The sequence below is a fragment of the Pseudoalteromonas sp. G5_S1_14_S5 genome, from assembly GCF_054968605.1.
In genome coordinates, this window is sequence record NZ_JBQKUM010000064.1 from 1 (window position 1) to 13,101 (window position 13,101).

Annotated in this window: 11 protein-coding genes and 1 pseudogene; 9 read left to right on the plus strand and 3 right to left on the minus strand. The window is 44.2% G+C overall.

Annotated features, from left to right (window positions below):
- Positions 1–124: 124 nt before the first annotated feature.
- The 8 genes and pseudogenes from ACTRWI_RS17140 to ACTRWI_RS17175 all read left to right on the plus strand — a co-directional run.
- Positions 125–344, plus strand: a pseudogene (locus tag ACTRWI_RS17140) (C4-dicarboxylate ABC transporter); the annotation flags it as partial.
- Positions 345–1,015: 671 nt separating this feature from the next.
- Positions 1,016–2,314: a trigger factor gene (gene tig / locus ACTRWI_RS17145; protein ID WP_499133025.1), complete on the plus strand. Its 1,299-nt coding sequence runs from the start codon at positions 1,016–1,018 to the stop codon at positions 2,312–2,314.
- A 129-nt stretch (positions 2,315–2,443) separates the two neighbouring features.
- Positions 2,444–3,046, plus strand: a complete 603-nt coding sequence (gene clpP / locus ACTRWI_RS17150) for an ATP-dependent Clp endopeptidase proteolytic subunit ClpP (protein WP_499133044.1) — start codon at positions 2,444–2,446, stop codon at positions 3,044–3,046.
- Between the two features lie 82 nt (positions 3,047–3,128).
- On the plus strand, positions 3,129–4,409 hold the full coding sequence (gene clpX, locus ACTRWI_RS17155; RefSeq protein WP_499133026.1) for an ATP-dependent protease ATP-binding subunit ClpX: 1,281 nt from the start codon (positions 3,129–3,131) through the stop codon (positions 4,407–4,409).
- A gap of 132 nt (positions 4,410–4,541) precedes the next feature.
- Positions 4,542–6,893 carry an endopeptidase La gene (gene lon / locus ACTRWI_RS17160; protein ID WP_499133027.1) on the plus strand — a complete coding sequence of 784 codons (2,352 nt, stop codon included), beginning with the start codon at positions 4,542–4,544 and terminating at the stop codon, positions 6,891–6,893.
- Between the two features lie 169 nt (positions 6,894–7,062).
- Entirely contained in the window at positions 7,063–7,356 is a 294-nt protein-coding gene (locus ACTRWI_RS17165) for an HU family DNA-binding protein (protein WP_012604504.1), read from the plus strand.
- 218 nt (positions 7,357–7,574) lie between these two features.
- The gene (ppiD, locus tag ACTRWI_RS17170; protein ID WP_499133028.1) at positions 7,575–9,440 is read left to right on the plus strand and encodes a peptidylprolyl isomerase; all 1,866 of its coding nucleotides are present in this window, start codon (positions 7,575–7,577) and stop codon (positions 9,438–9,440) included.
- A 179-nt stretch (positions 9,441–9,619) separates the two neighbouring features.
- Positions 9,620–9,919: a ComEA family DNA-binding protein gene (locus ACTRWI_RS17175; protein WP_499133029.1), complete on the plus strand. Its 300-nt coding sequence runs from the start codon at positions 9,620–9,622 to the stop codon at positions 9,917–9,919.
- Here the strand turns inward: ACTRWI_RS17175 and rrtA are convergent.
- Entirely contained in the window at positions 9,916–10,458 is a 543-nt protein-coding gene (gene rrtA / locus ACTRWI_RS17180; RefSeq protein WP_499133030.1) for a rhombosortase, read from the minus strand. The genes ACTRWI_RS17175 and rrtA overlap by 4 nt on opposite strands.
- Positions 10,459–10,467: 9 nt before the next feature.
- On the opposite strand from rrtA, the gene ACTRWI_RS17185 reads away from it, so the two are divergent.
- Entirely contained in the window at positions 10,468–11,067 is a 600-nt protein-coding gene (locus tag ACTRWI_RS17185; RefSeq protein WP_499133031.1) for a tRNA-uridine aminocarboxypropyltransferase, read from the plus strand.
- 49 nt (positions 11,068–11,116) lie between these two features.
- Here ACTRWI_RS17185 and ACTRWI_RS17190 read toward each other — a convergent pair whose 3' ends face one another.
- Together ACTRWI_RS17190 and yfbR are read right to left on the minus strand one after the other, a co-directional pair.
- On the minus strand, positions 11,117–12,460 hold the full coding sequence (locus tag ACTRWI_RS17190; RefSeq protein WP_499133032.1) for an anti-phage deoxyguanosine triphosphatase: 1,344 nt from the start codon (positions 12,458–12,460) through the stop codon (positions 11,117–11,119).
- Positions 12,461–12,515: 55 nt separating this feature from the next.
- Positions 12,516–13,100 (minus strand): 5'-deoxynucleotidase, encoded by a 585-nt coding sequence (gene yfbR / locus ACTRWI_RS17195; RefSeq protein ID WP_499133033.1) that lies wholly within the window; start codon positions 13,098–13,100, stop codon positions 12,516–12,518.
- Between the last annotated feature and the right edge of the window lies 1 nt (position 13,101).

The following is a 13,101-nucleotide window of genomic DNA, read 5'->3' on the forward strand; positions in this document are numbered from 1 at the left end:
AATATTACCAAGCCTTATGCTAAAAGGGTTGTTAATGGTTTGTATCAATGTGGCTCGCTAATTGCCTTAGTGAAAGCACGCAGTTCCCATTGAAGGGCTGCTTTGTTTACTAAGGAGAATAATAATGTTTAAGCCTCTTACCCTGCTGTCTGTCTCTGCTCTGGCGCTCACCAGCTTTAATGCTGCTGCAAACTGTGATCCAGGTGAAATCGTGATTAAATTCAGTCATGTAACTAACACGGATAAGCACCCAAAAAGGCATCGCTGCTTCACTACTTAAAGAGCGAGTAAACACGGGAATGAATGGTAATGCTTGTATGCAAGTTTTCCCTAACTCGACGCTTGAAACATGCTGGTTCTCCGCTAAATCGGGTGCGACAATATAAAGCCTGCTTTCTCTCATTCATCACAGCAATTAGCGGTAGTTTTTACTGTAAATAGAGAGCCAGTTGATGGAGTTAGGTTAAGGCTTTGTAACGGAGATTGTTGAAAAAGTTATCGACTCTGAGGGGTAAAACAGGAGCAAGATCTCTTTTTAAGGTTTTTAGCAAAAAAAGCCCTCGATTCCCTTGAAAAAGTCGCTATTGTCCCCATTTCTGTTGTGCTAAGTGATGTTCTGAACGTTTTTGTATCATTTAGTTGGACGAATTTAGAGCATTCATCATCAAGCAGAGGTGAACGGCTCGACAGAGATTAAACAGATCGCTAGAATGTCGCGTCTAAAATTTCTGTCCTGAGGCTAATCGGAGATACCTTTCTTGTTTCCGAAATCAAGCTTCGCTGCTTTTTATTAGCGAGTGAAAACTGAGCTCTTAACAAGTATGTGAAGATGAAGATATCGCTGATTAGTCTGGTGTTTGATTGAGTGATCAATTCAAACATCAATGCTCGATTTTAAATTAGGTGTTCGGATAGAGCACTACACAAGGATGCAGCCAACAACGTCGGCTTTTGAATTAAAGCCAAGTTACGGCTCATATGCTCAGATTACTGAGCCAGTTTTGAGGTTTATATAATGCAAGTTACTGTTGAAACGCTAGAAGGCCTAGAGCGCCGTCTAAATATTACTGTTCCTGCTGCTAACATCGAAGATGCAGTTACAGCTGAACTACGCAACATCGCGAAAAACCGTCGTTTCGATGGTTTCCGTAAAGGCAAAGTGCCAATGAAGATGGTTGCTAAAATGTACGGCAAAGCAGTACGTCAAGACGTGATGGGCGAAGTAATGCAACGTCACTTCATCGAAGCGATCGTTAAAGAGAAAATCAACCCAGCTGGCGCACCAACTTTTGCACCAGTTGAAAACAACGAAGGCGCTGACTTAGTATTCAACGCAACTTTTGAAGTTTACCCAGAAGTTGAGCTGAAAGGTCTAGAAAACATCACTGTTGAAAAGCCAGCAGTAGAAGTTAAAGACGCAGACGTTGCAGAGATGATCGAAACTCTACGTAAGCAACAAGCAACTTGGACTGAAGTTGATACTGCAGCTGACGCTGGTTCTCGTGCAACTATCGACTTCGTTGGTTCTATCGACGGTGAAGAGTTCGAAGGCGGTAAAGCTGAGAACTTCCCACTAGAGATGGGCGCTGGTCGCATGATCCCTGGTTTTGAAGACGGTATCGTTGGCAAAACAGCAGGTATGGAATTCGAAATCGACGTAAACTTCCCAGAAGATTACCACGCTGAAAACCTAAAAGGTAAAGCAGCTAAGTTTGCAATCAAAGTAAACAAAGTTGAAGCTCGTGAACTTCCTGAACTAAACGAAGAATTCGTTGCTAAGTTCGGCGCAACTGACGGCGTTGAAGGTCTTAAAGCTGAAGTTCGTAAGAACATGGAGCGTGAGCTTAAGCAAGCTGTTAAGAACCGTATCAAAGAGCAAGCTATCGACGGTCTAGTTAACGAAAACAACATCGACGTACCTTCTGCTCTAATCGATCAAGAGATCGGTGTTCTACGTCAACAAGCTGCTCAACGTTTCGGTGGCAACACTGAAGCTGCTGACCAACTTCCACGTGAGCTGTTCGAAGAGCAAGCTAAACGTCGCGTAGTTGTAGGTCTTCTACTTGGTGAAGTAATCAAGACTGAAGAACTAAAAGCTGACGACGAGAAAGTTAAAGCTATCATCGAAGAGATGGCTACAGCATACGAAGATCCATCTGAAGTTATTGCTTACTACGAGCAAAACGAGCAAATGATGAACAACATGCGCAACGTGGCTCTAGAAGAGCAAGCTATTGATGCAATCATCGCTAAAGCTCAAGTTTCTGATAAAGAAGTTAGCTTCAACGAGCTAATGAATCAGCAACCTGCTTAATATAGTAATATCTGACGTAGAAGGTTGACGTACGGTCAACAATTCTGCTAACAATGGTCCGTATGATTTTATCATTCGGGCCATTTATTTTAGGGACATAAGAATATGAGCTACCAAGAAAAAAATACAATGCCATCGATTATGGACGCACTAGTTCCTATGGTGGTTGAACAGACTTCCCGTGGTGAACGTTCTTACGATATTTATTCTCGTCTATTAAAAGAACGAATCATTTTCTTAACAGGTCAAGTGGAAGACCACATGGCAAATCTTGTCGTGGCTCAACTGCTTTTCTTGGAATCTGAAAACCCAGACAAAGATATTTACCTTTACATCAACTCGCCGGGCGGTAGCGTAACAGCTGGTATGTCAATCTACGACACAATGCAGTTCATCAAGCCGAACGTGAGCACAGTATGTATGGGTCAAGCTTGTTCTATGGGTGCATTCTTACTAGCGGGTGGTACTCCAGGTAAGCGTCACGTGCTTCCAAACTCACGCGTAATGATTCACCAGCCACTTGGCGGCTTCCAAGGCCAAGCGTCTGATATTCAGATTCACGCGCAAGAGATCCTAACGATCAAACAAAAGCTAAACAAACTATTGGCAGAGCACACTGGTCAGCCTCTAGAAGTTGTTGAGCGTGATACAGATCGTGACAATTTCATGTCTGCTGATCAAGCAGTAGAATACGGTTTAGTGGATTCAGTTCTTAATCACCGCGGTCAATAATTGCAGGGCAATTGTTTGACGCAAAGTGATGCAAATTGATATACACTCAAACCATAGAGAGTAAAGGCTAAGAGGTTAGCGAATGACAGATAAAAGCAAAGAGGGTGGTAGCGGTAAACTGCTTTACTGCTCTTTCTGTGGCAAAAGCCAGCACGAAGTTCGCAAGTTAATCGCAGGTCCTTCTGTTTACATTTGTGATGAATGTGTCGATCTTTGTAACGACATTATTCGTGAAGAAATCAAAGATGTTCTTCCTAAGAAAGAATCTGAATCGCTGCCAACGCCGCGTGAGATTCGTGAGCACCTTGATGACTATGTAATCGGTCAAGAATACGCGAAAAAAGTGCTAGCAGTTGCAGTATATAACCACTACAAGCGTTTACGTAATGGTGATACGACAGCTGAAGGCGTAGAGCTAGGTAAGAGTAACATTCTTCTTATCGGTCCTACCGGTAGTGGTAAAACGCTACTGGCTGAAACACTGGCTCGTTTCCTAGACGTTCCTTTCACAATGGCAGACGCAACTACACTAACCGAAGCGGGTTACGTGGGTGAAGATGTTGAAAACATCATCCAGAAGTTGCTTCAGAAATGTGATTACGACGTAGCGAAAGCGGAACGCGGCATTGTTTACATCGATGAAATCGACAAGATTTCTCGTAAAGCTGAAAACCCATCAATCACGCGTGACGTGTCTGGTGAAGGTGTACAGCAAGCTCTACTAAAACTTGTTGAAGGTACAGTTGCTTCTGTTCCACCACAAGGTGGTCGTAAGCATCCACAGCAAGAGTTCTTGCAAGTGGACACGTCTAAGATCTTATTTATCTGTGGTGGTGCGTTTGCTGGCCTAGATAAAGTGATTGAACAACGTGTAGAAACAGGTTCTGGTATCGGCTTTGGCGCTGAAGTGCGTTCAAAAGACGAAACCAAAACGATTGGTGAACTGTTCACTCAAGTAGAACCTGAAGATCTAGTGAAGTATGGTCTAATCCCAGAATTCATTGGTCGTTTACCTGTTACGACAACATTGACAGAGCTTGATGAAGAAGCGCTAATCCAAATCCTTTGTGAGCCGAAGAATGCACTGACTAAACAGTACGCAGCATTATTTGGGCTAGAGGATACAGAGCTAGAGTTCCGCGAAGACGCGTTACGTGCGATCGCTAAGAAAGCGATGAGCCGTAAAACTGGCGCTCGTGGTCTACGCTCTATCTTGGAGGGTGTTTTACTAGAAACGATGTATGAACTGCCATCTTCAACTGATGTAAGCAAAGTTGTGATTGATGAGTCGGTAATCAATGGTGAGTCAGAGCCACTGTTGATTTACAGCAACTCAGACAATCATGCTGCTGTTGCAGAGTAGGTCTTTTTTAGACAAGTCACTCAAATTGAAAAAGGAGGTAAGCAATTACCTCCTTTTTTTTATTCTTCCATTGAATCCAGTCGTTTAAGCCCCATATACTGCTTTATAAGTTAAAGCGGAAGAGAGAAATATATGAACTTGGAACGTTCCGAGCGTATCGAAATCCCCGTGCTACCTCTACGTGATGTAGTGGTTTACCCACACATGGTTATTCCATTGTTTGTTGGTCGTGAAAAATCGATTACTTGCCTAGAGTCGGCAATGGAAGCTAACAAACAAGTACTACTTGTTGCGCAGAAAGAAGCGGACACTGATGAGCCTTCAATTGACGACCTATTTAAAGTAGGTACCGTCGCTACCATTCTTCAGTTACTTAAGCTCCCTGATGGTACGGTTAAAGTACTTGTTGAAGGTCAGCAACGTGCAAAAATTCACGAGTTCAAAGAGAGTGAATTTTTCCTAGCGGATGCGGAATACGTTGTTACCTCAGAACTTGACGAAAAAGAACAAGAAGTGGTTGTTCGCAGCGCGATCAATCAATTTGAAGGCTTTATTAAGCTAAACAAAAAGATTCCACCAGAGGTTCTAACCTCTCTGAATGGGATTGATGAAGCAGCTCGTCTTGCTGATACCATCGCAGCACACATGCCACTTAAACTAGTAGACAAACAGCACGTACTAGAGATTCTAGATGTGACTGAGCGTCTAGAGTTCCTGATGGGCCAAATGGAGTCAGAGATTGATATCCTGCAGGTTGAAAAACGCATCCGTGGCCGTGTTAAGAAGCAGATGGAAAAATCTCAGCGTGAGTATTACCTGAATGAGCAAATGAAAGCGATTCAGAAAGAACTTGGCGAGATGGATGACGCTCCAGACGAATTCGAGACTCTGAAGAAGAGGATCGAAGAGTCAAAAATGCCTCAAGAAGCTCGTGAAAAAACCGAGCAAGAACTGCAAAAACTGAAAATGATGTCGCCAATGTCTGCTGAAGCAACAGTAGTACGCAGCTATATCGATTGGATGGTTGGCGTTCCTTGGGCTAAGCGCTCAAAAGTTAAGAAGAATCTAGCGAAAGCGGAAGAGATCTTAAACGAAGATCACTATGGCCTAGAGCGTGTTAAAGAACGTATTCTTGAGTACTTGGCGGTGCAGAATCGTATCAATAAACTGAAAGGTCCAATCCTTTGTCTTGTTGGTCCTCCAGGTGTGGGTAAGACATCACTGGGTCGCTCTATCGCGGCTGCTACAGGTCGTAAGTACACACGTATGGCACTAGGTGGCGTTCGTGATGAAGCTGAGATTCGTGGTCACCGTCGTACCTACATCGGTTCTCTTCCGGGTAAATTAATCCAGAAGATGTCTAAAGTTGGCGTTAAGAACCCACTGTTCCTATTAGATGAAATCGACAAGATGTCTTCTGATATGCGTGGCGACCCATCTTCAGCACTACTAGAAGTACTAGACCCAGAGCAAAACAACGCTTTTAACGATCATTACCTAGAGGTCGATTACGATCTGTCAGATGTTATGTTCGTAGCAACTTCGAACTCAATGGACATTCCTGGCCCACTACTGGATCGTATGGAAGTGATTCGCCTGTCTGGTTATACAGAAGACGAAAAGTTAAACATCGCTAAGCGTCACCTTGTTGATAAGCAAGTGAAACGCAACGGTCTAAAGGCAAACGAGATTACTATCGAAGATTCTGCAATCATCGGTATTATCCGTTACTACACACGTGAAGCGGGTGTACGTAGCCTAGAGCGTGAGATTTCTAAGATCTGCCGTAAAGCGGTTAAAAACATCCTGTTAGACAGCGATCTTAAGTCTGTGACTGTTACGATGGATAACCTAAAAGAGTACTTAGGTGTTCAGCGTCACGACTTCGGTAAAGCGGATGAGAGCAACCGTATTGGTCAAGTAACAGGTCTAGCTTGGACTCAAGTTGGTGGTGATCTGCTGACTATCGAAACTGAGGCAATGCCGGGTAAAGGTAAGCTAACGCAAACCGGTTCTCTTGGCGATGTGATGAAAGAGTCGATTCAAGCTGCGATGACCGTGGTTCGTTCTCGTGCTGAAAAACTAGGCATCAACTCAGATTTCTATGAGAAACGTGATATTCACGTTCACGTACCAGAAGGTGCAACACCGAAAGATGGCCCAAGTGCGGGTATCGCGATGTGTACTGCACTTGTCTCTAGCTTAACGGGTAATCCGGTTAAAGCTGAGGTTGGTATGACTGGTGAAATTACCCTTCGCGGTGAAGTTTTACCTATCGGTGGCTTGAAAGAAAAACTGCTTGCTGCGCACCGCGGTGGCATCAAAACAGTACTGATTCCGAAAGATAACGAGCGTGATTTGGAAGAGATTCCAGACAACGTAATCGCTGACTTGAAGGTGATCCCTGTCCAATGGATTGATGAAGTACTGAAAGTCGCGCTAGAACGAGATCCGTCAGGGGTCGAGTTTGACGTGAAAAAATAGTGATGCATAGCAAAAATAAGTAAAGAATTACGCTGATAGGCCCGAAAAGGCTTGTCAGCGTTTTTTTTGGAAGCTAAGTTATTCAACAAAGCGGCAGCCCTTTTGCAATAAGGCTTTCGGCTAAATTAAAACCAAAATGGAACGTACAGTCATCGAGAAGTAGTCACAGATGACACATAGGGGAAAAACAGTGAATAAAACACAACTAGTAGAATCAATCGCAGAAAACGCAGACATCTCTAAAGCTTCAGCTGGCCGCGCTCTAGACGCATTCATCGAAGCAGTTGGTACAACGCTACAATCAGGCGATCAAGTTGCACTTGTTGGCTTTGGTACTTTCAGTGTTCGTACTCGTGCAGCTCGTACAGGTCGTAACCCAAAAACTGGTGAAGAGATCCAAATCGCAGAAGCTAAAGTACCTGGCTTCAAAGCGGGTAAAGCGCTTAAAGACGCATGTAACTAATTTCTAATGCTGAAACCTCTATTTGAAAGAGGGTAAGTCAGTAAATGCGTTTACTGTTTGAAAAGTGATATTTCATTCTTAAACAGTATATGTGCGAAGCACATTGAACTAATTTAAATTATGCGCATCCTACTGATGCGCATTTCTTTTTCTGATAATATCGCGTGAATAGATTTTTATTTGAAGCCAATGCTTCATATCCGGAGAGCACTTAAATTATGATGGATCGATTACGCGAAGGCGTTAATAGCATCGCGGTAAAAATTATCCTTGGGTTGATTATCCTGTCATTCGTATTCGCAGGTGTAGGCAGCTACATCACCGGTGGCGGTAACAACGCAGCAGCTAAAGTTGGCAACACAGAAATCGGTCGTGGTGAGTTCGAGCAAGCTTATCAAAACGAGCGTAATCGCATGCAATCTCAGCTTGGCGATTACTTTGCTCAAATGCTTGCAGACCCTGCATACGTAGAGTCCTTCCGTAAGTCAGTACTTGAGCGCATGATCAACGACGTTTTACTTGAGCAGCAAGCAGAGTCTCTAGGCCTACGAATCAGTGATTCTCAAATCCGTACAATGATTCTAGAAATGCCTCAGTTCCAAACTGCAGGTCAATTCGACCAAGAAATTTACCAAGCAGCATTACGTCGCGCAGGTTTCAGCGCAGAAAGCTTCGCTGAATACATGCGTCGTGATCTAATGCGTAACCAGCTTGTCACTGCACTTCAAGGTAGTGAGTTTGTTCTTCAGGGCGAAATCGACACGCAAAGCAAGCTAATTGCACAGACTCGTGATATTCGTACAGTAACCCTTTCTGTTGCTGACCTTGCGAAAAACGTTGAGCTAACTGATGAGCAAATCGAGCAGTACTACACTGAAAATCCTCTAGCGTACACTCGTCCAGAGCAAGCTAAAGTGTCTTACATTGAACTTTCTGCTGAAGCACTTAAGTCTCAGCTTGAAGTCAGCGACGAAGAAGCACAAAAATACTACCAAGAGCACTTAGACAAGTACTCAACGGCAGAGCAACGTAAAGTTAGCCACATCCTTGTTGAAGGCGACGATGAAGCGAAAGCGCAAGCAATCCTAGACGAGCTAAACGCAGGCGCTGATTTTGCTACGCTAGCGGAAGAAAAATCTGACGACTTCGGCAGTGCAGACGTTGGCGGTGACCTAGGTTGGATCGAACGTGATGTTATGGACCCTGCATTTGAAGAGGCAGCTTTCGCACTTCAGAACGTTGGTGATACTACTGGTTTGGTTAAGTCTGATTTTGGCTACCACATCATCAAGCTGGACGAACTAAAAACGTCTGAGTCTCAGCCATACGCAGAAGTAGCAGCGGAGATTAAGCAAGAACTTCTAGACCAACACGCAGTAGACCAATTCTACGAAATGCAAACTGAGCTAGAAAAAGTAGCGTTTGAATTCCCTGATTCACTAGATGATTCTGCACAGGCTATCAACGCTAAGATCACAACAACAGATTTTATCTCTCAATTAGATGCACCTAATGTGTTGAAGACGGCTGCAGTAATGCAAGCTATCTTGAGCCCTGAAGTGAAAGAAGATGGCCTAAACTCTGAAGTTATCGAAGTGGCTCCTGAGCACGTTATCGTTGTACGTGTCGAAGAGACTCGTGATGAGACAGTACTTCCTCTTGAAGAAGTGAAAGATCAAGTTTTGGCAGCACTATCTGCTGTAAAAGCAGAAGAACAAGCTGTTGAGCTAGGTGTTTCTCTAGTTAACGACCTCAAAGCTGGTAACGAAGCAGTACTAGCGGAAAACAACCTTAAGTTCACAGAGCTTGAGACAATTGACCGTAACTCACCACTAGCTGCGTCTGTGTTCGCTCTAGCGAAGCCAGAAGAAGGCAAAGTTGTATTCGGTCAATCTAAAGACCGAAACGGCAACATAGTTGTTATAGAGCTGTCTAAAGTAACGGCTGAAATTAACCCAGCATACAGCACTCAAATTGGTGCTCAGTTAGAGCGTGTTGGTAACCAACAAGATCTGACTAACGTATTAAACGTACTACGTAAAAACGCAGACGTTGAATACTACGTTGTAAGCCAAGGTCAATAATCATCAATTTTCTGGCTAGTTAAACTCCAAAACAGATTTGTGAGCCAACAAGCAAGTTGATGAAAATAAGATGTAGAACAAAGCGGGTTACTTAGGTGGCCCGCTTTATTTTTATCTGGCGAGCATGTTATCTCTCGCTTCAAATGCATAAGTTACCTTTTTTAACAAAGGAATGGATTATGCGCACATTATATTCAACACTACTTCTTTCATTTTTGATTTTCTTAAGCCCTACCGTATTTGCAGACAGCCCAACCAAGGCTGAACTCTACGAAGGTATTGAGATTACGGTAAACATTAATACTGCGACCGCAGAAGAGCTATCAGCGTTACTGGTAGGCGTGGGCGATAAGAAAGCCAAAGATATTGTCGACTATAGAACTGAGCACGGCGCGTTTGCTAGTGCTGACGACTTGGCGAGTGTGAAAGGGATTGGAGAAGCAACGGTTGAAAAGAATCGCGAAAGGATACAGCTTTAGTTCGCTTTTTTACTCATTAAAAATGAAATGATTGCCATGGAGCCGCCTACCAGTGCACCTGCTAGGTGGGCTTCAATTGCCACTCTCGCGTTAATCAATTCACCAGTCGTGCTAGAAGGACCAACAAGCTGCTCCCAAGTGATTTTAGCGACTAATCCGAATACTAACAGCCAACTCGACTTCCTGCCGTTTAACGCCTCTCTGAGAGCGAATATCCCAAACAATCCATGCAGAGTTCCAGATAAACCTACATAGACCTGAATACTTGAAAGTAACAGAGCCAATCCTGTGACTAAGCTGATCAAAGCTACCGCAGAGATAAGTTGTTTTCGTGTGGGTTGGAACAGGTAGCTGATGATCCATAAGCCCGCTAGATTCATTAGCAAGTGTGAGTAGTTGGTATGTGAAAAGTTTCCTGTTAGGATCCGCCACCATTGTCCATCGACAATCGCACTTTTATCCCAAACGATCCAAGCCTGCACTGGCTCTAGTTGGAATATGACGCATAAAAGTGAAGTAAAAATTAAAACAGGGTACACATTACATCCATGTCTCGTTATTGCCCCCAATGCAGCAAGGCTTTGAAAGCTTGTATTTGTCAGTGGGTTACACCACTAGAATCGAACGTTGAGCTTATCATTCTTCAGCACTCATCAGAAGAGCATCGTCCGATGGGAACCGCGCGTATCCTCTCGTTATCTTTAAAAAACAGTGTGACGATTGTCGGCGAAGATTTTTCAGACAATGAGCAACTGAATAACATGTTAGCTGATGAACAATATCAGCACGTAATTTTGTACCCGAGTGAACACTCTGTGCCTGTCGAGTCTGTAACACGCCCTAATAAAAAGCTGCGTGTGATTTTGCTGGATGGAACTTGGAAGAAGGCATTCAAGATGTGGCAAGTGTCTAGCAATCTGCATGCGCTAAACACCGTCCATCTACCAAAAGATCTCAAAGGTAATTACCGAATCCGTAAAGCGCCAAGTGAAAATAGCTTGTCGACGGTAGAAGCAGGGTACCATTTGCTGAACTTATTAGAAGGTGACCGAGATTTCAGTCCGCTGCTAACGGCATTTGACCAAATGATTCAGTTTCAAATCAATCAAATGCCGCCGGGTGTATTTGAGAAAAACTACTTAGCGTAATCTCACCAATACTTGTCTAAGTGCGCCGAGTCTAAATGCTGAGAGTAGTCTAGAACTCGCTATGTGCCGAAAACAGCTGTTGATGAATCTTTTGTGCAAGGTCGTCGGTCATTGATGAAATGTAATCGGCGATCACGCGCATCTTTCTCGACTCGTCTTGATGTTGTAGCCACTGTTTCTTAATCGGTAGTGGTAACAGGCGTTCAGGATCGGCGCTGAAGGCTTCAAACATATCCATGATGATCTGCTGACCTTTGTACTCAATAACTTGGACTTCCGGCACTTGAATCACGAATTCGCTGACGAAGTGTTTCAGCTTATCGAGGGTAGCATCCATGCTTGGTTCTAATACGGCATTGTAGGCAAGCAGTTCGTTCTCAAAACTTTCATCAACGGGCTTAATCGAGATACTCGTCAGCAGCGCGTTAACAATCCCACCAATGGCGTCTTTTCTCCGATATTGCTCGCCAGAGAATAGCATTTCTGTGATGGAGTCTAGGTGTTCACAGATCCACGGATCAGCCATCTCTTTTAACTGCGGATAAGCAGATTCAACCCACTGCGCTTTAGTCACTGAACCAAGCACAATCGCATCTTCCAGATCATGCACGCCATAGGCGATGTCATCCGCAAGCTCCATGATGGAACAGTCGAGTGACTTGTATTTGGTCTTGTTATGTTCGAATGGCTCTGTGTGCGCTTTTCTCTTCTGTTTGAGAAGTTGTTGATCGTTAGTAGAAAGCGGTTCAAGTACCCAGTTGAAGAGTGCTTGGTCATGATCGTAGATACCTTTCGCGGGCATCCAATCTTTGGCTCGGAGTTGTCGCTGGTGCTTAACGGGCTCAGGTTGTTCTTTTGCCTCCACTTCACTGAGTAGCGAAGGGTATTTGATCAGCCCTAAAAGCGTGCGTCGAGACAGGTTCATTCCGTGATGTTCAGTATAGGGCTCTAGTTGCGTGACAATACGAAATGTTTGGGCATTGCCTTCAAAGCCACCGTGTTCGCGCATCATGTAGTTGAGTGCGACTTCACCACCATGTCCATAAGGTGGGTGGCCAATATCGTGGGCCAAGCACAGTGAATCAATTAAGCTATCGGAAGGCAGAAGGTCTCGAAACTCAGATTGCTTTTTCTTGAGCTGCGCAACAATACCAGTGCCAAGCTGTGCCGCTTCTAGCGAGTGGGTTAAACGCGTGCGGTGAAAGTCATTAACCGTGGTGCCGTGTACTTGAGTTTTTGCTTGTAGTCGACGAAAAGCGGCAGAATGAAGCACGCGTGCTCGGTCACGTTGATAAGGGCTGCGGTGATCATCACGTCTTATTTTGTGTTCATCGTCATTTCGATGTTGCCACTCTTGTTCGAGTACAAAAGAAGGTTCGAGTTGAGAATTCAAAATATCACCTATCAGATTGATTTTATCTAACTAATTACAAGTAACTTATACCCAGCTAGCTTATCTCGTCTAGTGATAATTCAAAGCTTGGGGCAAAGGTGGCGAGAAAGTAGTCCATTTCAGGACTTTTTCGCTGTTCGAGAGTCTCTTCTAACCGACGTTTAGCTTGTTCATACTCGTGGTTGCCTGCACTGAGCTCTTCTAAACATTTGAGATAAGCACAGATAGTGTCGGCTTGTTTTACGATGTTTTGCTCTTCTTTGCTGGCGGTGCCGGAGATCAAGAAAGGCGCGAAGTCGTCTTGAAACTCTTCTGGCAGCATCGAAAGCAGTCTTTGCTCTGCGGCGGCTTCTATCTTCTTATACTCTTGGGCTATGTCTGGGTTATAGTATTTGACGGGGGTAGGCAGATCACCTGTCAGTACTTCACTGGTGTCATGGTACATCCCGACTAGGGCAATATGTTCTGGGTTGAGTTTGCCATCAAACTTTTTGTTTTTGATAAGCGCCAAGGCATGGGCAACGAATGCGACCTGTAGGCTATGTTCTGAAATATTCTCGCTTGAGACGGATCGCATCAGAGGCCAGCGCTGGATAAGCTTCATACGTGCGAGGTGGGCAAAGAAATGGCTCTGTTTCATA

Coding starts and splice junctions, on each gene's coding strand:
- tig (WP_499133025.1), top strand. CDS start 1,016: ATGCAAGTTACTGTTGAAACGCTAGAAGGCCTAGAGCGCCGTCTAAAT.
- clpP (WP_499133044.1), top strand. CDS start 2,444: ATGCCATCGATTATGGACGCACTAGTTCCTATGGTGGTTGAACAGACT.
- clpX (WP_499133026.1), top strand. CDS start 3,129: ATGACAGATAAAAGCAAAGAGGGTGGTAGCGGTAAACTGCTTTACTGC.
- lon (WP_499133027.1), top strand. CDS start 4,542: ATGAACTTGGAACGTTCCGAGCGTATCGAAATCCCCGTGCTACCTCTA.
- ACTRWI_RS17165 (WP_012604504.1), top strand. CDS start 7,063: ATGACACATAGGGGAAAAACAGTGAATAAAACACAACTAGTAGAATCA.
- ppiD (WP_499133028.1), top strand. CDS start 7,575: ATGATGGATCGATTACGCGAAGGCGTTAATAGCATCGCGGTAAAAATT.
- ACTRWI_RS17175 (WP_499133029.1), top strand. CDS start 9,620: ATGCGCACATTATATTCAACACTACTTCTTTCATTTTTGATTTTCTTA.
- ACTRWI_RS17185 (WP_499133031.1), top strand. CDS start 10,468: ATGTCTCGTTATTGCCCCCAATGCAGCAAGGCTTTGAAAGCTTGTATT.
- yfbR (WP_499133033.1), bottom strand. CDS start 13,100: ATGAAACAGAGCCATTTCTTTGCCCACCTCGCACGTATGAAGCTTATC.